The following is a 19,576-nucleotide window of genomic DNA, read 5'->3' as shown; positions in this document are numbered from 1 at the left end:
TTCTCCATTGTTTAGCATTTCGTTTGCTCCGGAAACTTCTGTGCAGATAATTTTCTTTTTCAGGGTAATCGCTTCAAAAAGAACAGTTGGGAAACCTTCATACCTCGAACTTAAAATATAAAAATCCGCTTTTTTAAAATAAGGATAAGGATTATCTGTAAAACCAAGCATTGTCGCTGTTTTATCAACGCCAAGCTCTGATTTTAGTTGTTTAATATTTTCGAAATCATACCCGTCACCAACAATTAAAACTTTGTGCTGAAAACCTTCATCCAAAAGTTTTTGATGAACTTTCAATAACCTGTCGAATCCTTTTTGTGGAAAAACAGTTCCGACTGAAATAAAAGTGGGAATATTTTCATCAAATTGATAATTCAAAACTGGCTGATCTGCTTTTGAAATAAATTCTTCTGTGTCTAAAGGATTATAAATCTTTATAATTTTCTGTTTCTCCATTTCATTTTTAGCTAAATCATGAAAAAGCTGCTCAATTTTTTCAGAAATCACCATGATTTTGTCAAAACCGAAAAACTTACGGATTTCATCATTGGTATAACCTTTTACCTGTGAAAGATCGTTATGAATCCAGACTATTTTTTTTGAACTTTTTAAAGGAGAACCTAAAATTTCGTCCCGCATTCCGTGAATGGCTGCGAATTCGATGTCGTACTTTTTATTTTTTAGCTTTCCTTTGTAAAGAAGATTTGGAAACTTTTTCAGTATTTTTTCATGAATGACTCTTGCTGCTTTTCTCGGAATTTCGTGAGGACGGTTCGTGGTAATCATTTCACCTTGATGAAGATGCAGAATATTGATCCAACTCGGAACTTCCGCTAAATATTTTCCGGAATTAAGATTCAATAACAAATCGATCTCATATTTATCCTTCGGAAGATTTTTAAGGAATGTCACCAGAACTTTTTCCGCGCCGCCGTGACGCAGCGAACCTATGCGAATGAGGAGTTTCTTTTTTTCAGCCATTTATTTTTTTACAGTTTTGTAAACATGTGGAATGTGTTCTTTGATGTATGCTTCCAGTTTTGCTCTTTCAGGTTCCAATTCTCGGGGATACATTACGTTATTTTCAAGAGCTTTATCACCATATTCTTCAACAGTACAAATAAATTTTGCCGGAGTTCCTGCATACACGGAATTGTTCGGCATACTCGAATTTAGCACAGATCCCGCTCCCAAAATACAATTGTCGCCCATTTGCGAACCTGGAAGAAAGATACAGTTATTTCCTACAAAACAGTTCTTTCCTAGTTTTATCCTTCCGAAATTTCGGGCATCTTCATACTTTTCCATGCTTCGGATGACGTACATTGCACCATCATGATTGATGAATTTGCAGCCTGCCGTAATTTTTGTCCTGTCGCCGATTTCAATTAAAAAAGGTTCGGAGCCAAAATCCGGAGCTTCCACAAAAATCACATCTTTCCCAACTTTCAAACCTCGTGAAATGGAAATTTTAATATAAATCTTCTGAATGATCTTTTGATAGGTGGTATGGATTTTCAGGATAAGACGGTAAAGGAAAATCATTGTTCTTTTTTTGCTAAATTAATAATGATATTTTCTACAGCATTAAAAATCTTCTGATTATCAAACTGTTCTTCAATATTGATGAGATTTTTCTTGATTTCGGCAATTAATTGGGGTTCTGTAAGAAACTTTTTCATCGATTCATACATTTCATCCGTTTCATAATTGATGAGATAACCTGTTTTTCCATGCTCAATCATTTCGGGAATTCCTCCTACGTTGGTTGAGATAATTGGTTTCTGGAGAATGAGACTGTCTGCAATAATCAGAGGCCAGCTTTCAGATTCCGAAGGAAGAATGAAAAAATCTGCATTTTTTACATAAGGATAAGGGTTCATAGAAGAGCCTACTAATTTGAAGCTTTCCGTAACACCAAGATCTTCTGTCTGCTTCTTTAAATTACTCATTTCTTCACCGTCACCGATCACGATAATATGATGATCAAAACCATCTTTCAATAATCTTGCATGCGCTTCCATGAGTTTATGAAAACCTTTCCGGCTGTGAAGCCTCGCAACGGAAACGAAAACAGGTTTGTTTGGTAATTCAGGTTTAAAAGCTAAAGCTTTTTGCTTCAGTTCTTCAATTGGAATTGCATTTAGAATAACCTGACTTTGAGGGATTTTAAGATCAGGATAAGTTTCTATTAAAATATCCTTCGTTTGTTGGGAACCGAAAATAAAATAGTCAAATTGAGGAATCTGTTTTAAAATTTCAGGAACCAAAGGCTGAAGTTTCGGCAAAGTAATATCGGAATGAAACCAGCCTATTTTCTTTGATTTTTTATTAACAGAGTTTAGAACCGCAGAAAAAGCAGCGTAAGTAGGAGCAATTTCTACATCATATTTGTCATTAAGGGTTTTCTGAGCGATGGAAGGATTTCTCAAAGCATTCTGAAGTCTTAATTTTCTTTTTGCTAACTGTAGTTTTTGGATAAGCGGATTTTTTGAAAGATCTTCCCTGCCTTCAGTAAGGTAAACTTTTCTTACATGAGCGGGAATTTCGTTTCTCAGTTCTCCCTGGTTGATATTTAAACAGATGGTCATGTCAAATTTATCTTTGTTAAGATGATTCAGCATGCTTAAAACTACTTTTTCCACACCGCCCATTTCCATAGAACGATGCCTGAAAAGTACTTTTATTTTATTATTTTTCGTCATTAACTAAAGATTTGTTGAGCAAATATGATTAGTTTCTTTTTTATCCTAAATGATAAAGAATTCTGATACTCCAAAAGACTGTAGATTTCCTGAGAACTGTTGTATTCTTTCGGAACCGGTTTACCGTTGATGGAAGTTAAACTCCTGCGTTTCATGGTGTTGAAAATTACTTTTGAAAAATATTCACGGGATTTTGGCTTATTGTCGTTCTGTGAAATTCCACCGGAATGAAGCCTGTACAGGTAATTTGTTTCATTAATAAACTTTACTTTTCCCTTTTCATACATTTTCAGGTATAAATCCTGATCTTCAGCAATTTTCATTTCCGTGTTCATTTTTTCTGTCTGAGTATAAACGCCTTTTCTAAAACATACGAAATGCACAATATTTACAGGACAGTTAAAAAAGTACGGACTGTTATTAATTACCTGCTGAGCGATTTTTGGAACCTCCAGAATTTTCAGATTTTCATCACATTTTGCGAATTTGCTGTATGTAAGAACAACATCTCGTTGCTTTTGAAAAATTTTTATGCTTGAAGAAAGTGCATTCGGTGTAATAGCGTCATCAGGATCTACAAAACCGCAAATATCACCTTCCGCCAGTTCAATCAGTTTGCTTTTTGTGATTCCTACGCCGCTGTTTTCTTCATTTCTGTAAATTTTGAAACGTTCATCATTGCCTGTTATTTTTTTTATAACCTCCAAGGAATCGTCTGTAGAAGCGTCATCCAGAATAATCGCCTCCCAGTTTTTATAATCTTGTGCTATAATAGAATCATAGCATTCTTTAAAGAATTTTCCATTGTTGTAATTGGCAATCAGAACAGAAAACTTCATCTTATTGTGTTAATAAATTTTTACAAAGATAATTATATCCTAAAGATAACAGAAAAATCTTTATTTTTGTGGCTTAAATTTAACACAGTGAGCGAAATATCCAGAGTTCTCAAAACATTTGTAGCCTATCTTAAAAGACCTGATCTTTACCCTGAATTAGGACGTAAAATTGTTAAAAATACCATAAACAGGGGAAATGCATTTAAAGGGAAAGAAAAGACCAATTCCTGGGCTGCATCCAGAGCGGTTTCGCAAAAACAGGCGGTTTCCCAGCTTTTCGGAATTGATATTGAGCCTTTCCAGACTGAATTTGCTGAAGTTTTAAAAGATTCTCAGAAAAGACAGGACGATTGCCCTATTAAAATGGGTGGAGCAGGAGCTTTGGAACTGATTTATTATTCTTGTGAATTTACCAACGCTAAAAATGCCGTAGAAACAGGCGTTGCGTATGGTTGGTCCTCTTTGGCTGCATTGCTTTCCTTAACTAAAAGAAACGGGACTTTGTACAGTTCAGATATGCCGTATCTTGCGCAGGACGGCGATCAGTATGTGGGATGTATTGTTCCTGAAAATCTGAAATCTCACTGGAAATTATATCGTTTTGCAGATAGAGAATCTCTTCCCAAAATTTTTGCAGACAGTGCGTCTTTTGACGTTATACATTATGATTCTGATAAGAGTTACAATGGGAGATTCTGGGCTTATAACGAACTTTACAGGCATTTGAGAAAAGGCGGAGTTTTCATTAGTGATGATATTGGAGACAATTCTGCCTATCAGGATTTCTGCGAAAAGAATAATATTGAAACTACAGTCGTTGAATACGAGGGAAAATACATTGGTGTTTTTGTTAAATAAAAACTTTTAAGTGTATTTTTGATTCGTGAAAATTAGTCAGATTACATTTACAAGATTTCTTGCTGCAATCGCAATTGTGATTTTTCACTATGGTGAAGGTGCTTTTGTCTATAAAATAAAATATATATCGGAGATTTTTGCCAAGGCGAATATCGGCGTAAGTTATTTTTTTATTCTTTCGGGATTTATCATGATTGTTGCGTATCATTCCAAAGAAAAAATCAATTACTTTGATTTTTACCGTAACCGAGTCGCAAGAATTTATCCGTTGTATGTAATTGGATTACTTCTGTATCTGTTTACGCGGTCTCAGGAAACCGCTTTTTCGCCCATAATTGCATATTTGGCAGGAGTTCAGAGTTGGTTTCCCGGCAAAGTTTTAATTTTGAACTTTCCGGGATGGTCGATTTCGGTAGAGTTTTTCTTTTACCTGATTTTTCCTTTCTTATACAATTATATTTACTCAAGAAAATACAAATTCATCTGGATTACCGGTATTGTAATCTGGATTGCCACTCAGGTTTTTTGCAACTATTTTATGCTTTCAGGATTGTATGAAGGGAGATTTTCAAAAAGTCATGATTTTATTTCTTATTTTCCGCTACTGCATATTAATGAATTTTTAATCGGAAACCTTGCAGGAATATTTTTTGTTAAAAATTGTAAACATAAAAACTATGACTGGGCTATATTATTTGTTTTCAGTTTAATAGTATTGTCCCTGCTGTTTGTACCGCTTTATTATCATGATGGATTAATGGCTGTATTTTTTGTTCCGCTGATTGTTTTAATCTCTATGAATAATGGTTTTTTAACCAGAATGATGTCTTTAAAGCCGTTGGAATATTTAGGTGAAATCAGCTATGCCATTTACATTGTTCATATTCCTGTTTTGTTTATTTTAAGATCGTTTTTGTGGGATTATTTCAGAATATATGATAAAACAGTTATCTTTTCGATCTATATTCCTGTTTTAATAATTATTTCAGGATTTTTTTATCAATTTATAGAAAAACCCTGCAGAGATTATTTAAAGAAAATTTAGATAAATTACTTACTTTTGCTAAACATAAATGAATAAAACTATGACAGAAATGATGTTTTCCCATACTTTTTCCACTTACGATATATCTTATTCATATTTAACGATACTCAGTATATTATAAAGAAATGAAATTTTTAAACATTCTTGTATGAAAAAAGTTTATTTTATTATTTCTGCGTATAATGAAGAAGATAATATCGATATCTTAATTGACTCCTTGGAATCAGAACTTGCTAAAATAAGATTTGAGGATTATGAATTTGTATTTGTAAATGATGGTTCTAAAGACAATACTTTAGACGTTTTACTGAAACGCCAGAAAATTAATGAGAAAATCGTCATTATAAATCAGTCTACAAACTTTGGACATGAATTGGCAATGACGGCAGGTCTTAATTATACAGTTTCTGAAAATAAATCTAAAGATTTCAGTGTTTTATTTATGGATGCAGATATGCAGCATCCTCCAGAAATTGCCGTACAGATTATAAAGTTATGGTTAGGCGGAGAGAAACTTATACTTACTAAAAGGACTGATAATGAGGACGCTGGATTAAGATATAAAATCATGGGAAATCTTTATTACTGGATCCTGAATTTTCTTTCTGATGTTAAAATTCCAAGAAATATGCCTGATTTCAGGCTTTTGGATAAAAAGTATGTTCTGTGGATGAACGGCTTAAATGAAACAGACAGAATGTTTCGTGGTATGCTTTCATTAATTGGGCTGAGAAATGCACATATCATAGAATTTGATGCACCAAAAAGAAATGCCGGAACTTCCAAATATAATTTTCTGAAATTATATAAACTTGCTATAGACAGTGTTATTCAGTTTTCTATAAAACCACTTAGGATAGCTACATTTATAGGTTTTTTAGGATGTTTTTTCTCATTTTTGTTTCTTATATTTTCCATTTACAGAAGCCACATAAATCATGAGCCAAAAACAGGTTTCCTTACCTTACTTTCAGTGACAATCTTTTTTAGTTCTCTTACCATTCTTTTTTTAGGAATTATTGGTGAATATATAGGACGAATTCATATTGAGGTAAAAAACAGACCTTTATATTTCAATGAAATTATAAAAAATGAAGAGTAAATATATTCCCTATTTTGTTATAGCTTTTATCAACTTTTGTTTTGTTCTTTCGGCTGTGTATTATCCGCCTTTACGGGATGAACTTTATTATCTGTACCCTACTAAGCTTAATGTTTTTCAGGAATACGGCAATGCTTATTTTGTCGGAAATCCCAGAATCGGGCAATTTTTTTGTAATCTGATTTCTAGGCATCTTCTTTTAAAAATTATTTTTGAATTGTTGACTTTCAATAGTTTAATAGTAGTTTTTTTTCTGTTGACTTTAAGAAGACTGCCGGTTCTGAGAAATGTGAATGATCTCTTAAAATTAATAATCATTGCAGGGCTCTTCATTTTTCTGATCAATTATTTCGGAGAAATGTTTTATTATACACCTTTTATTACAAATTATACTTTTACAACGATCATTTATTTGCTCTATATATTTATAGTTTCAGAATATTATCTTAACAACAATAACATTTTAGAAAATCATCATGTTAATATTTTCTTGATTATTTTTTCAGGAATCTTTATAGGAATGTGTAATGAACATGTACCACCTGTTCTTATAGGTGCTTCATTTCTCGCATTGTTCTGGAATTTTTTTATAAAAAAGAAGAAAATAGATTATAAGATTGCTATTTCACATATTTCTCTTGTTGCCGGTTATTTGCTGTTATTTTTTGCACCTGCAAACAGAGTTAAATTTAAAGTTGTGGGTAAGCAATCCTACGGGTTTAATATATGGGATTACCTGAAGAATTTCAAAAGTATTCTGAATTTATACAGATATTACAATTTGGAATTGGTTCTTTTTTTGGTTTCATCTGTTATTTTGGTATTATTTCTTTACCGTAAAAAATCGATACAAAAGATCTTTTTTATAAGACTGCTTATATTCTTTTTGTTAGGACTGCTTTGCATACCTATAGTTGCTTATTCACCTTTATTAGGAACAAGACTGTTGTTTTTTACCAATGCAATGTTTCTTGTAGTTATATTCTCTGTATACTTCAAAAGTGTTGAAGTGTATAAGGCACAAAAAATACGCACTTTAGTTTACATATTCGCCTCATGTTTCTCTGTTTCGTTTTTCATTATAAGTGTATTGTTATCTTATAATGGAAGAAAAAACTATTCTTACATTACGTCACAGATTGCAGAAGCCAGACGAACTTCCAAAAATGTAATACTTTCAGAATCTTTTAATTTTTACACAGATACTTTCGGGAATTTTAACAGAAGAATTTTTTTAGAAAACGGAGAAGAATATATTGATAGCAATATTAATAAAGATACAAGTGAAGAAATGAATTTTAAGACTTTCTATAATTTAAATAATCTTTCAGTAAAGAAGAAGCATTAGCCGATGAAAAAAAAAATAATCATAAATGCTGATGATCTGGGATTTTCATTGGGGGTTAATGAAGCAATAAAAAATGCCCATTTGGATGGATATCTGTCCCATGCCAGTTTAATGTGCAATACAGATTTTTTTGATCATGCTTTAAAAGAAATCATTCCTGTCTGTCCGGATCTTAAAATAGGTCTTCATGTAAATCTTACTTGTGGAAAGGCTTTATACGAAGGAAATGTATTGGCGAAAGACGGAAAGCTGAATTCAAGTTTTGTAAAGCTTCTATTGATGCCAAAAAAAAAGAAAGTTCTGGATGCTTTGGAACATGAAATAGAAAGCCAGTTGCTGGAAGCGAAAAAAAATAATATTTTCTTAAATCATATTGATGGGCATGAACATATCCACATTATCCCATCCATCAATAAAATAGTAAAAAAACTTGCCAAAAAACATTCCATTAAGAGAATTCGGGAAATCAATGAAAATATTATAACGAGTTCTAAATTCAATTTGAGGACAGCAAGTCTGGCAAATATTATTAAGCTTATGCTTTTAAGATTTCTGAGCCTTTTTAATGATAATAAAAATGAGATTAAATTTTACAGTATTCTGAATACATGTGAAATTAATGAGGAAAACCTCTTTAATTATCTGGAAAAAGGGAATGATGATCATATTGAGATCATGCTTCATCCCGGTATTATAGAGATGGACAAGAATTATAACGAATTGGATAAAAGATTTATAGATTTTCTGAGATCAGATTTCAGAACTCAGGAATATAATGTATGTTTTAATAATAAATTTGAAGATTATGAAGCAATGGTATAAGTTTGCTGAAGGAAAGCACTGGAAAAATATTGTTGCCAAAACCTATTCTCTGGATATTAAAACATTAAATATTCAGGGAAATGAAATTAATTTATACGGAAACGGATCTCTATTTTCAAATTCGCCATATATTACAGACGGAGGAGTATTCAAGTTTGAAAAGCCTTTGTCTAAAGATGATTTTAAAGATATTAACAAACCTATTCTTATTAAGACAAGAGATAAGATTAATATTTCCGAAAACTTTAATCATATTTTAATAAAGGATTATTTCACTTATCTTCTTGATTTGAGCGGTGGGGAAGATTTTGTATGGAATAAGAAAGTAAAATCCAAAACAAGAAATCAGGTAAGAAAAGGGGAAAAGCTTAATTATACTGTTAAAACAGGAAAAACAGAATTATTGGATGATTTTTACAAAGTGATTTCCACGGCATGGAGAGATCTGGGTACTCCAACGCATAGTAAAGATTTTTACAGAAACATCGTTGAAGGTTTTACAGAAGACTCTCTATATAAAGCTGAATTTATAATTATGTATCTGGATCATAAACCGGTTTCCGCAGCTTGTCTTATATATGATGATCATGCTATACATCATCCTTATGCAGCCACTTTGAAAGAATATAACAAATATTCTTTGAATAACGCTTTGTATTGGAATATCATCAAATTTGCAATAGGTAAAAAAATCCCTTTCTTTGATTTGGGAAGAAGCAGAGAAGATCAGGGAACCGCAATTTATAAAATTTCATGGGGTGCAGAACCAGTTCAGCTTTACTATTATTATTTTAATAAAACTCATCATAAAAATGATGAAGACGGAAAACTGATACATTTTCTTATCAATATGTGGAAAAAGCTACCGCTTGCTCTTGCTAACTTTATGGGACCGAAACTTATTTATAAAGTACTGAAGTAATGATTATAAAGCTGGACGAAAGCCATATACCGCAGATTGCCAAGATACAAAAGACAAGCCTTCCAAGCCTTTTGTCTGAGTATTCTTTACCTTTTATAGAAACTTTCTATAAATTTCAGATCAGACAGAAAGACTACATTTTATTGGGTGAATGGGAAGACTCTGAACTTTTAGGATTCGTGTTCGGGACTTATGACGTAGAAAAACTTTATAATGAATTTATAAATAGTAAAAAGATTTACTTTATATGGAATACCTTATTAACATTCGCTTTCCATCCCAAATATCTAATGCTGATCTTAGCTAAGTTTTTTACAAAACAGTATTCATCTGCCTGTAAGATACAGTTGGTATATATAGCGACCGATAGGAATATGAAGAATAAAGGTATCGGAAAAAAACTACTTCAGGCTTTCGAAAAAGAATTGAAAGATACAGATTACTATGAACTAGAGGTAGAGAGTAATAATAATGCAAACCATTTTTACAGGAAGAATGGTTTCTCTGTTGTTTATACTTATAATAATTTTTTTGAAAAAAAATATTTAATGGGAAAGAAATTCTTAACGGAATAGATATTTCCTGAAATTAATATTATAAAGCCCGGAGCGGATACTTTTGTAATCTGTAAAAAGATACTTTACAATCATTCCCCATTTTTCCAGTGGAGAAGCCAGAGCAATTTGATAGCTCCTGTGCATTCTTTTGATATGAAGTTTTATATCTTCAGAAATGGAAGGTTCATTTTGTGCCCAGTCATTTATTTCTTTCCAAAGTAAAACTCTTGATGTTGCAGGATTTATTTTTTTAGAATCTACAGCAGTAATTCTGTTGTTTTCATGAACTCCTCTCATCGCAACAGCCTTATCTAAAATTCCGGGATAAAGATCAAGATAATATGAAAGACGGAATAAAAATTCTGTGTCCTGATGAAGTCGTAAATGTGTTTTAAAAAAAGGTTTCAGCTTTTTGATCATCGAATCCCTTCTAATTGTTAAACAGTCGATACTGAAAAGTCCAAAACTTCCTCTCATATGAAGTTGTCCTGGAAAGACATCTTTTGGATCGTGCCTTTTGTAAACTGTTGTTAAATTATCTTTAAAAAGACTGTAGTACTGTTCTTTTGCTTTTTCAGAGTAATAATGAACACCCAAAGCACCATAAACACCTTCTACTTTTGGATCTTTGAATAATTCTTTCTCGGCATCAAAGCGGTTGGGAAGATAATAATCATCGGCATCCAAAAATGCTATGAAATCGCCTGTTGCCTTTTCCAAAGCTAGGTTTCTTGATGGTCCTGCTCCGTGATTTCCTTTATCAGGATGCTGAAATAGCTTCACTCTTTCATATTTTTCAGCCAGTTGCAGACAAACCTGCAGGGCATTATCAGGAGATTTATCTTCCACTAAAATAACTTCATGAACTTCATCAAACATAAGTGCGGATTCCACAGCCTGAGTTATATATTTTTCAGCGTTATAAACGGGAGTGATGACGGAGATTTTCATAAGTTTTAAAGTTAAATTAATCTGAAATAGATTTTTACTAAAATTGCTGATTAGAAACAGAAAGATGAAGTAATATTAGAGAAGGTTACAAAAACACCTTAAAGCATTAAGCCGAATTAAATTATCATTTTTCTTCATGGAAGTTACATTAATTTAAATACGTAAAACGATATTGAGTCTTTAGTATTTGGGGATTTTTAATCCCTTCAATTAAAATGGTAATGTATTTTGACATTCCTTTTAACTGAGATAAATCAAAAGACTTATAGCTAAGATAAATTCTTGTTTTGTATTCTAAAGGTAGCTTTTCTTCGATTGCCCAATTGTAAAGAGATTTCCAGTACAAAAGCTGTCTTTGGTTGTATTGTGGAGAATAGCGAATAATTTTTGTAATTCTATTATCATCATGAACTCCTCTTACGGCGATTGCTTCGTCTATAATCCCGGATTTAAGATGACAGTGGTAAGCCAATTTAATGATAAAGTCAGAGTCTTGATGAACTCTTAGATCTTTATTAAATCTAAGTTTGCTTTTTTCCAGCGCAGATTTTCTTATCGTTAATGAATTCAGATGAAAAAAGGACCCAAATGTTTTATCTGTTAAGTTTAATAATCCTCTAAAAACGTCTTTCCCGTCTGCAGGATAATTTACTGTGGTGAGTGGCGAATCTTTAAATTTAGCCTGATACTCTTCTTTTCCCTTTTCAGTAAGATATTCAACGCCAATTGCACCGAATATTCCATCGATCTCAGAATTTTTAAACAGCTCCTTTTCTGCATCAAACCTATTGGGAAGATAATAATCATCAGCGTCTAAAAATGCGATAAAATTTTGTGAGGCTTTCTCAATGCCCAGATTTCTTGTCGCTCCTGCGCCATGATTCCCTTTGTCCGGGTGCTGAAATAATTTAATTTTTGAATTTTCTGATACCAGTTCCTCACAAATTTTCAAAGAATTATCTGTAGAACAATCTTCAGCCAGAATAATTTCTTTTACTTCTTCAAACCTCAAAGCAGACTCTACCGATTTCCTCAAAAATCGGGAAGCATTATAAACAGGAATTATAACAGAAACATCCAACATTATATAAACGATTTATTGTTATGTGCCCAGAGAGCAAGCTGTAAAAGACACCAGTGTTTATAATCTTTTGTCAGTAAATTCTGAGTAGCCTTAAAATCAATGTAATTAAATATTTTTTGTTCTTTATCTCTCAATAATTCATCTGAAAAATTAATTAGCTGCTGTTCTTCAAACCAATTTGAAACACTCATTCCAAAGCCCTGTTTATGACGTTTTCTGATGGTTTCTGTCCAGTAAGAGCCCATCGCTTCGCGAAGGATGATCTTATCGTTATTGTTATTAAGTTTAAGCTGTTCCGGAAGCTGAATACAGAATTCTGCGAAATCCAGATCAAGAAACGGTGTTCTTACCTCTAAGGAATTTGCCATTGCCATTCTGTCGGATTTTACCATCATATTCGAAGGCACAAAATCCTCGATATCCAATCGCATGATATCATTTAATGAATCCGGATCCGGGGTAAAGCTGTAAGGCTGTTCATAATCTGAATGCAGTCCTAAAGCCTGTCTTTCTTGCTTTGAGAAAGCTCTTCTTACATAGTTTTGATGAAAATCGAGAATATTTTTGTTTTCAATATTTTGTTGACTGATAAAAGAAATTGGCTTTAATTTCTGATACAGTTTTAATCCAAACTGGGCAATAATATTTTTATAACTGAAATGATTTCTCAGCTTATTTTCAATGGTGTAGAAGTTGTAGCCGCCGAATAATTCATCTCCGACATCTCCCGAAAGGACAACCGTAAGATTTTTCCTTGCATTTCTGCAGATTTCAAAATGCGGAATTGAAGAATAATCTGCAAAAGGTTCATCGAAAAACGGTGAAGTTTTTAAAAGAGCAGTTACCAGATCTTCTTTTTTTTCGTGAACTTCAATGTGATTGGTATTGTATTTATCGGCTATTTCTTTGGCATATTTAAGTTCGCTTGATTCGTGATCGTACCCGAAACTAATCGTTGTCTGTTTAGGTAAAAATTCAGCAACAAGCCCTACAATGGAAGAAGAATCTAAACCTCCACTGAGAAAACTTCCCACTTCAACATCGGCTACCAACTGTTTTTTAACAGCATTTTTTAAAAGATACGTAAATTCTTCTTTAGCATCTGACAAACTGATGGTTTTGTCTTTCTTGGGAAGACTGTAATATCTTGAAACCGAAATACTGCCATCTTTCCAGATGAGCTGATGGGAAGGAGGAAGAGCATGAATATTTTCATAAATACTTTGATATGTACTTACATAGCCATGCTGAAGATAATGGGAAAGAGCCAGATTGCTTACTTTTGGACGGATAAGCCCTGAAGCGAGGATTGCTTTGATTTCTGAGGCAAAAATAAATTCATTATTGTTCCCGATAGCATAATAGAAAGGTTTTTCTCCAAATCGGTCTCTTGCGCAGAACAGTTCCTGTTTTTCGTTGTCCCAGATGGCAAAAGCAAACATTCCCGGAAGATCATGGATGAGGTGTTCTTTTTTTCTCTGGTACATGGCAAGCATTACCTCTGTATCAGAGCTTCCGCGGTAAGGATATTCAGGATACTGAGCTTTAATATCCAGATAACCGTAGATTTCGCCATTCAGAACGATACATTCGTTTTTTGTGGCAGAAAACATGGGTTGTTTTCCGTTTTCAGAAAGATCAATAATAGAAAGTCTGCGATGTCCTAAAGCTGCATTATCATAAAATTCAGCATGAGAAGAATCCGGACCGCGATGCGCAATGGCATCAGTCATTTTTTTCAGCTCCTCATGATAATTTCTGGCGTTATTCGTGATGATTCCCGCTATTCCGCACATATTAATTTTATTTTGGAAAATTTTGTATAACGGTTGTTATTTTATTCATTTCATTATCCGATAAATCATAGAACAGTGGAATTCTCAATAGTGTGTTCTCAAAAGTATCTGAATTCGAGAGTACTCTTCCATCATGTTTGTTTTGGTAATATTCGCTTTTATGAAGTGAAAGGTAATGGAAAACAGATAAAATCTGATTTTGCTTTAAATGCTCAATCATTTTGCTTCTACTTTCTATATTTTCAAAAAGTAAATAAAACATGTGAGCATTATTGGTTGCATATACAGGGATTTCTGGTAGTCTTATAAAATCAGACTCTTTAAGATTGTCGAAGTAATAATTCCATATTTTCAATCTTTTCTCCTGAATGACTTCTAAATTTTCCAATTGAGCCCAAAGAAATGCTGAAATTATTTCACTTGGTAAAAAAGAGGAACCAGTATCTACCCAGCCATATTTATTGATTTCTCCTCTGAAAAACTGATTTCTGTTTGTTCCCTTTTCCCAGATTATTTCTGCACGATTAATGTATTGTGTATCATTAATCGTTAACATCCCTCCTTCACCTGAAATTATATTCTTGGTTTCGTGAAAAGAAAATGCTCCGAAATGTCCTATGCTGCCTAACGCTTTTTTGGTGCCGTCAGAAAACGTATAATAACTATCAATAGCTTGTGCTGCATCTTCAATTACAATTAGTTGGTAACGATTTGCAATATCCATAATCTTTTCCATATCACAAGCTACTCCTGCGTAATGTACTACAACAATAGCTTTTGTTTTTGAAGTTACCAAACTCTCAATTTGATCAGCATCAATATTTGGATTGTTTTTATATGAATCTGCGAATATTATTTTTGCCCCTTGTCTCACAAATGCCAAGGCGGTAGAGACGAAAGTATAGCTAGGAATAATAACTTCATCATTGGCTTCAACATTGGCAAGAATAGCTGCCATTTCTAGTGCGTCGGTACAAGAAGTTGTAAGAAGTACTTTACCGAATTTATATGTATCTTCAAAAAATTGATGACACTTTTGCGTGAAAATTCCGTTGCCGGAAATTTTTCCTGATTTTACAGCTTCTTCAATATATTGGGTTTCTCTTCCAGTAAGGTGAGGTTTGTTAAAAGGGATCATGTTATTCAAATATTGATTTGTTTTTAACTTTGTGTTTTGCGAATGAGTTTATAATAATTACAAATTAACGTTAAATATATAATGTTTTTTGTATTATACTCAATAATATTGCAAAGACGATAAATTTACTACTCATCGGATGTTACTTTATATATATAGACATATTGCCAGTATTTTGAATGTATTACTTTATACGGAGTGAGGTATACATTTGTTAAGGGTATTGTAGAAAAAATGTAATTGATATGTAATTCAGTAATGGCATCTTTATCAATAAGAAGTTCCTTAGGCTCTTTGGAATATTTCTGTAATACCTGTTGGCCAATAACAAAATTGTCGGTAAAAACAAAATTTTGTCCCATATAAGAATCATATTTTATTCGTAATTCTGGATTTTTATTCAATATGGGTGTAATGAGCTTCCGGAATTTGTTTTTATAGGACTTTTCGTAATAAGGAAAATACCCATCTGCAGTATAAAATCCATGGTACTGAGCTGCTGCAGGATCAAAGCCGTAACTTATGACCCGGTATTTTGATTTGTCTTCCGGCAGTAATTTAGAGATTTCTTTAAATTCTTCAATCATGTAGTAATCTTTAAATGAAAAGTAGTACTCTCTGAAAGAATGTCTGATATTTTGATAAGGAATATTAATCCTTAGTACTGTATAAAAATTAACAAAAAGAAAAAGTACAGCTGTAATAGTAATTGCTTTTTTGTCCATGCTACTGAGATCCTCTAAAATAAAAATCAATATTATGTACCAAAGTAGACCATTAAAAAAATAGAATCTGTAAAGCGTAAGACCAAACATGAAATCAAGCTTTAAAGCTTTTATAAGAACTGGGAACAGGTTAATATTAAAGTATGAAAAAAAGCAGGTGAATATAATTAAACAAAAAATAGCAACTGTTTTCTTTATATTCTTTAAAGGGATGAAAAATGAAGAGATACAATAGATAAAGAAAGAGGCAACAATAAACTGGTGTCTTGCCGGAGCGTGATCGCTATTTTCTGTCCAGAATCTTGTGAAAACTGTTTTTAAGCCTGTTTTCCAAATGAGCTCACCGGCTATACCAATATTTCTATTGGAAACAAAAGTGGGGTTTACAGTTTCTATAATAAAACGATAGTTGGTTATTAGGTAGCCCATTACCAATAAACATAAAAAAGCAAATGCTGATTTGTTTATTTTCTTATTTTTTACGCTGTAGTATATTGTGAAAATACCTAAAAGGAAAATGAGAAACATTCCATAAACAATAAAGCTTGAATATAAAATGTAAAAAGCGGCAAATAAATAATAGAAAAAATGAATACGCTGATATGTTAATAGTTTTAGCAATATCAATATAATTATAGGAGCAGCTGCTGTGCTGATACCCCCAAATTGCCAAAAATTTAGTAAAGCAAAAGTTAAGGAAACAATTACTAAAAGAAAGGTGTTAATTTTAGGACATAAATATTTTCCTAAACTTAAAAGCGAAACGTATCCGGTAAGCGAAATTAGTAAACTGTTAACAACGAGAGCATAAAAAGGAGTGAGTATTTTATACAACAGATAAATAAAATCGAGCTCATTTCCGTAGCTGACTCTAAACTGGTTTTCGATATTTGGAAGTGGAGTGCTATTTGCTGAAAATGACAATCCACTTTCCGAAAGAATTTTCATCCAGACCGAATTAGAATCTAAATAATCTGCAGGATATCCTAGATAGGAATTCTCGCCGAAAATAAAAAAAGGAAAATATAGGACGATAATGAATATCATCCCACTTCCAATAATCATTTTGCTTTTCATATTATTTTTTCCAAAAATGTTTTAAAATGATACGCTCCTTTACTACATACCCCATTTTTTGATAAAATCTGCATGCACCAGCATTTTGTTCCTGTGTTGGGATATCCATTTCAGTCATTGCATTTTCCTTGCAATAGATTTCCGCTTTCTTTAACAGATGTTTTCCTATGCCTTGTCCTTGTAATTCGGGGTGTATAGCTATGAGCCCTATTTTTGCAGTTGCGTTACTTTGCTGAACTGTTACAAAACCTGTTGCTCCCAAATTCTTGTCTTTTGTGAAAAAAGTTTTGATAGCAAATTTTTTATTGAGACTATTTCTTACCCATAACTGATAAAGATCTCTGAATTTTGCTTCACCAAATTTAGAATCTAATAGAAATCTGCTGTATTTTCCACTTTCGTATGCAAGCTGAAAAAAATATTCATCTTCTTGCGGTAAAAAATCTGTGTCAAAAATTTCATGTGAAGACTCTGTATTTTCTTTACATAATTTTTTTGAAAACACGATCTTTGTTTCTTTAAATGTTTCTGTAAAACCTTCAATTTTGATATCTGAATCCTTTTTTTGTTTAATAATAATTAAATCATATTGATTATCATTAAGTTCCAGATTTCTTAGATCATCATCTATGATGTGTAATTCTCCAATATTTTTAGCGAAAAAATTGCTGTCCCATTCGAGCTTGGTAAGATTATTCTTCATCGATAATATATACAGGTCTATTCTTTGTTTGGTTAAAAGTTTTTCCGAGATATACTCCTAAAATACCAAGGCACATAAAAGTAACTCCAAATAAAAACCAGATTGAAAGAATCAGTGAGCTGTAGCCAGGTTCACTTATTTCTCCTCGAAGAGTTTTTATAAATACCCATGCTCCTCCTAAAAATGATATTAGAGAAATTGTAGCTCCCAGATTCACAAATAATTTCAAAGGTTTATCAGAAAAAGAGACAATCACATTAAAAGCAAGAGATATAAGTTTGCCAAGGCTGTATGATGATTTTCCCTCATCTCTTTCCTGATGATCTACATCAACAGTGGTGGCTCTATAACCTACCCAATTGATAAAAAGTGGAAAGAATTTGATGTAATCGTTAACATTTAAAACCTGTCTGATTACTTTTTTGTGATAAATACCAAAGTTAGCTACTTCATTGTTGATTTTAATACCGGCAAGGTAGTTAAAAATCTTATAAAATACCCTTGAGCTTAATTTCTTTAACTGTCCATCCTTTCTTTGTACTCTACTTGCCTGAACAATGTCATATCCTTCAAGAGCCTTTAAATAAAGTTTTTCGATCTCCTTGGGCTGATCCTGAAGATCACAGTCCATAACTACAATCCATTCACCCGTGGCTTTTGATAACCCGGCCATTATCGCAGCATGCTGTCCAAAATTTCTGCTCAGACGGTAAATTTTTAAAGCCGGGTGAAATCCTGCTAAATTTTTCATAACCTCCCACGAATTATCTGGACTTCGGTCATCAACCAAAATAATCTCATAATCCGTGTTTAGTTTTTGCATCATGGTATTTATCTCACGCACTAGTTTTGGGAGAATTTTTTCTGCACGATACACAGGACTTACTATACTTATCACAACTCAGAATTTTTAAAGGACGGTTTTTCACAGAAAAACAAATCTTCCTCAGGATTTAAGCCATACGATGGATATTTATCGGAAATGTTGATTCTGTTAATTTTAAAACCCACACTTTCAAGACGGGTTACATAATCCTGTCCATATATTCGACAGTGATCAAACTGTCCGAAGAGCTCTTCTCTCTTTTTAGGATCTTCTATCGTAAAATCTTCAACCGTTTCAGCAGAATTTTTAGAAATCGGAACTTGGAGAAGCGCATGACCTCCAGGCTTTAAAACTCTGAAGATTTCTTTCATCGCTCTAATATCTTCGGGGATGTGTTCAAGAACATGGTTGCAAAGAAAAAGATCGAAATGATTGTCTCGGAAATTTAAATCTAAAACATTCATGTTTTTAACATGTGCCGGATAGCTATATCCTTCGGTAAAGAGATCACCACAAATGTATTCTCTGAAGTTTTGTTTCAGTAAAACCTGCGACAGTTTTGGCTCAGGTGCAATATGAAGAATGCTGATGTTTTTATTGGTTGGAAGTTTTAATTCTTCTATAAGAAAGGTGTAAAGCAATCTTTCTCTGTCGCGCGAGTGGCATTTATAGCACCCCGCTGCTCTTTTTCCTCCGCCAATAACATGTTTCTTTTTAAGTATAGGAAGATCATGGCCTACAGTTTCTAAATCTTTCGACTGATAACCGCAAAACGGACATTGGTAGAGTGTTCCGGCATGAGTGTTTAATTTTATTTTTCTCTGGATTTTTTCAAAAAAATTCATATTTGTATTTATATTGAGGGAATTATGTCTTCAAATTTACACATTTAGAAAAGTTAATCCAACTTCTTTTACCTTATTGCGAAGTTCAGTCAGTATTTTTTCTTCTTTCAAAATTTTATGGTACTTTTTGTGAAGTGTTTTGTATACTCTCAGGTTTCCTGTTAACATGTTTTGTAGCATACTTTGCCGGAGGGCTTTTTTTTCAGCCTTCAAAGAATCCGGAATAGACGGAT

Annotated in this window: 19 protein-coding genes and 1 pseudogene; 7 read left to right on the top strand and 13 right to left on the bottom strand. The window is 32.8% G+C overall.

The annotated features are described in order from the left end of the window. From WFK35_RS09855 to WFK35_RS09840, 4 genes are all read right to left on the bottom strand, one after another. Positions 1-981 (bottom strand): glycosyltransferase (locus WFK35_RS09855; protein WP_336732522.1); only part of this gene is annotated, 981 nt, incomplete at its 3' end. Next, the gene (locus tag WFK35_RS09850; RefSeq protein WP_336732521.1) at positions 982-1,545 is read right to left on the bottom strand and encodes an acyltransferase; all 564 of its coding nucleotides are present in this window, start codon (positions 1,543-1,545) and stop codon (positions 982-984) included. It lies immediately after the preceding gene. Beyond that, a complete protein-coding gene (locus tag WFK35_RS09845; protein ID WP_336732520.1) occupies positions 1,542-2,705 on the bottom strand; it encodes a glycosyltransferase in 1,164 nt (387 codons plus the stop codon). The genes WFK35_RS09850 and WFK35_RS09845 overlap by 4 nt, the downstream gene beginning before the upstream one ends. Continuing rightward, positions 2,705-3,544, bottom strand: coding sequence for a glycosyltransferase family 2 protein (locus WFK35_RS09840; RefSeq protein WP_336732519.1), 840 nt, complete (start codon positions 3,542-3,544; stop codon positions 2,705-2,707). The genes WFK35_RS09845 and WFK35_RS09840 overlap by 1 nt, the downstream gene beginning before the upstream one ends. 87 nt (positions 3,545-3,631) lie before the next feature. Between WFK35_RS09840 and WFK35_RS09835 the strand changes: the two genes are divergently transcribed. The 7 genes from WFK35_RS09835 to WFK35_RS09805 all read left to right on the top strand — a co-directional run bounded on the left by WFK35_RS09835 (position 3,632) and on the right by WFK35_RS09805 (position 10,216). Beyond that, entirely contained in the window at positions 3,632-4,402 is a 771-nt protein-coding gene (locus WFK35_RS09835) for an O-methyltransferase (protein WP_336732518.1), read from the top strand. A gap of 25 nt (positions 4,403-4,427) precedes the next feature. Next, positions 4,428-5,447: an acyltransferase family protein gene (locus WFK35_RS09830; RefSeq protein WP_336732517.1), complete on the top strand. Its 1,020-nt coding sequence runs from the start codon at positions 4,428-4,430 to the stop codon at positions 5,445-5,447. Positions 5,448-5,595: 148 nt separating this feature from the next. Continuing rightward, a complete protein-coding gene (locus WFK35_RS09825) occupies positions 5,596-6,549 on the top strand; it encodes a glycosyltransferase family 2 protein (RefSeq protein ID WP_214588263.1) in 954 nt (317 codons plus the stop codon). Beyond that, complete coding sequence (locus tag WFK35_RS09820; RefSeq protein ID WP_336732516.1) at positions 6,539-7,897, top strand: DUF6056 family protein; 1,359 nt, start codon at positions 6,539-6,541, stop codon at positions 7,895-7,897. The genes WFK35_RS09825 and WFK35_RS09820 overlap by 11 nt, the downstream gene beginning before the upstream one ends. A gap of 3 nt (positions 7,898-7,900) precedes the next feature. Then, positions 7,901-8,719 (top strand): carbohydrate deacetylase, encoded by an 819-nt coding sequence (locus WFK35_RS09815; RefSeq protein ID WP_336732515.1) that lies wholly within the window; start codon positions 7,901-7,903, stop codon positions 8,717-8,719. After that, complete coding sequence (locus tag WFK35_RS09810; RefSeq protein ID WP_336689172.1) at positions 8,703-9,641, top strand: GNAT family N-acetyltransferase; 939 nt, start codon at positions 8,703-8,705, stop codon at positions 9,639-9,641. The genes WFK35_RS09815 and WFK35_RS09810 overlap by 17 nt, the downstream gene beginning before the upstream one ends. Beyond that, on the top strand, positions 9,641-10,216 hold the full coding sequence (locus tag WFK35_RS09805) for a GNAT family N-acetyltransferase (RefSeq protein ID WP_336732514.1): 576 nt from the start codon (positions 9,641-9,643) through the stop codon (positions 10,214-10,216). The genes WFK35_RS09810 and WFK35_RS09805 overlap by 1 nt, the downstream gene beginning before the upstream one ends. Here WFK35_RS09805 and WFK35_RS09800 read toward each other — a convergent pair. From WFK35_RS09800 to WFK35_RS09760, 9 genes and pseudogenes are all read right to left on the bottom strand, one after another. Next, positions 10,205-11,149 (bottom strand): glycosyltransferase family 2 protein, encoded by a 945-nt coding sequence (locus tag WFK35_RS09800; protein ID WP_336732513.1) that lies wholly within the window; start codon positions 11,147-11,149, stop codon positions 10,205-10,207. The genes WFK35_RS09805 and WFK35_RS09800 overlap by 12 nt on opposite strands. Positions 11,150-11,297: 148 nt before the next feature. After that, positions 11,298-12,233, bottom strand: a complete 936-nt coding sequence (locus WFK35_RS09795; protein ID WP_336732512.1) for a glycosyltransferase family 2 protein — start codon at positions 12,231-12,233, stop codon at positions 11,298-11,300. Beyond that, positions 12,233-14,029: an asparagine synthase (glutamine-hydrolyzing) gene (gene asnB / locus WFK35_RS09790; protein WP_336732511.1), complete on the bottom strand. Its 1,797-nt coding sequence runs from the start codon at positions 14,027-14,029 to the stop codon at positions 12,233-12,235. The genes WFK35_RS09795 and asnB overlap by 1 nt, the downstream gene beginning before the upstream one ends. Before the next feature lie 7 nt (positions 14,030-14,036). Continuing rightward, positions 14,037-15,185: pseudogene (gene rffA, locus WFK35_RS09785) on the bottom strand (dTDP-4-amino-4,6-dideoxygalactose transaminase); the annotation flags it as partial. 110 nt (positions 15,186-15,295) lie between these two features. Then, complete coding sequence (locus WFK35_RS09780; RefSeq protein WP_336732523.1) at positions 15,296-16,939, bottom strand: DUF6044 family protein; 1,644 nt, start codon at positions 16,937-16,939, stop codon at positions 15,296-15,298. Between the two features lie 31 nt (positions 16,940-16,970). Further along, the gene (locus tag WFK35_RS09775; protein ID WP_336732510.1) at positions 16,971-17,672 is read right to left on the bottom strand and encodes a GNAT family N-acetyltransferase; all 702 of its coding nucleotides are present in this window, start codon (positions 17,670-17,672) and stop codon (positions 16,971-16,973) included. Continuing rightward, positions 17,662-18,570: a glycosyltransferase family 2 protein gene (locus tag WFK35_RS09770; protein WP_336732509.1), complete on the bottom strand. Its 909-nt coding sequence runs from the start codon at positions 18,568-18,570 to the stop codon at positions 17,662-17,664. The genes WFK35_RS09775 and WFK35_RS09770 overlap by 11 nt, the downstream gene beginning before the upstream one ends. After that, entirely contained in the window at positions 18,567-19,343 is a 777-nt protein-coding gene (locus tag WFK35_RS09765; protein ID WP_336732508.1) for a class I SAM-dependent methyltransferase, read from the bottom strand. The genes WFK35_RS09770 and WFK35_RS09765 overlap by 4 nt, the downstream gene beginning before the upstream one ends. Positions 19,344-19,379: 36 nt before the next feature. Further along, the coding region (locus WFK35_RS09760; RefSeq protein ID WP_336732507.1) for a hypothetical protein at positions 19,380-19,576 on the bottom strand (197 nt) is incomplete at its 5' end.

The organism is Chryseobacterium sp. VD8 (genome assembly GCF_037149975.1).
Lineage (GTDB): Bacteria > Bacteroidota > Bacteroidia > Flavobacteriales > Weeksellaceae > Chryseobacterium > Chryseobacterium indicum.
This window is presented reverse-complemented; position numbering and strand designations above follow the sequence as displayed.

What these genes read in the sequence shown, in the direction of transcription:
- WFK35_RS09805 (WP_336732514.1), top strand. Translation starts at nt 9,641, where the DNA reads ATGATTATAAAGCTGGACGAAAGCCATATACCGCAGATTGCCAAGATA.
- WFK35_RS09815 (WP_336732515.1), top strand. Translation starts at nt 7,901, where the DNA reads ATGAAAAAAAAAATAATCATAAATGCTGATGATCTGGGATTTTCATTG.
- WFK35_RS09840 (WP_336732519.1), bottom strand. Translation starts at nt 3,544, where the DNA reads ATGAAGTTTTCTGTTCTGATTGCCAATTACAACAATGGAAAATTCTTT.
- WFK35_RS09780 (WP_336732523.1), bottom strand. Translation starts at nt 16,939, where the DNA reads ATGATATTCATTATCGTCCTATATTTTCCTTTTTTTATTTTCGGCGAG.
- WFK35_RS09765 (WP_336732508.1), bottom strand. Translation starts at nt 19,343, where the DNA reads ATGAATTTTTTTGAAAAAATCCAGAGAAAAATAAAATTAAACACTCAT.
- WFK35_RS09810 (WP_336689172.1), top strand. Translation starts at nt 8,703, where the DNA reads ATGAAGCAATGGTATAAGTTTGCTGAAGGAAAGCACTGGAAAAATATT.
- WFK35_RS09800 (WP_336732513.1), bottom strand. Translation starts at nt 11,149, where the DNA reads ATGAAAATCTCCGTCATCACTCCCGTTTATAACGCTGAAAAATATATA.
- WFK35_RS09795 (WP_336732512.1), bottom strand. Translation starts at nt 12,233, where the DNA reads ATGTTGGATGTTTCTGTTATAATTCCTGTTTATAATGCTTCCCGATTT.
- asnB (WP_336732511.1), bottom strand. Translation starts at nt 14,029, where the DNA reads ATGTGCGGAATAGCGGGAATCATCACGAATAACGCCAGAAATTATCAT.
- WFK35_RS09845 (WP_336732520.1), bottom strand. Translation starts at nt 2,705, where the DNA reads ATGACGAAAAATAATAAAATAAAAGTACTTTTCAGGCATCGTTCTATG.
- WFK35_RS09850 (WP_336732521.1), bottom strand. Translation starts at nt 1,545, where the DNA reads ATGATTTTCCTTTACCGTCTTATCCTGAAAATCCATACCACCTATCAA.
- WFK35_RS09820 (WP_336732516.1), top strand. Translation starts at nt 6,539, where the DNA reads ATGAAGAGTAAATATATTCCCTATTTTGTTATAGCTTTTATCAACTTT.
- WFK35_RS09825 (WP_214588263.1), top strand. Translation starts at nt 5,596, where the DNA reads ATGAAAAAAGTTTATTTTATTATTTCTGCGTATAATGAAGAAGATAAT.
- WFK35_RS09775 (WP_336732510.1), bottom strand. Translation starts at nt 17,672, where the DNA reads ATGAAGAATAATCTTACCAAGCTCGAATGGGACAGCAATTTTTTCGCT.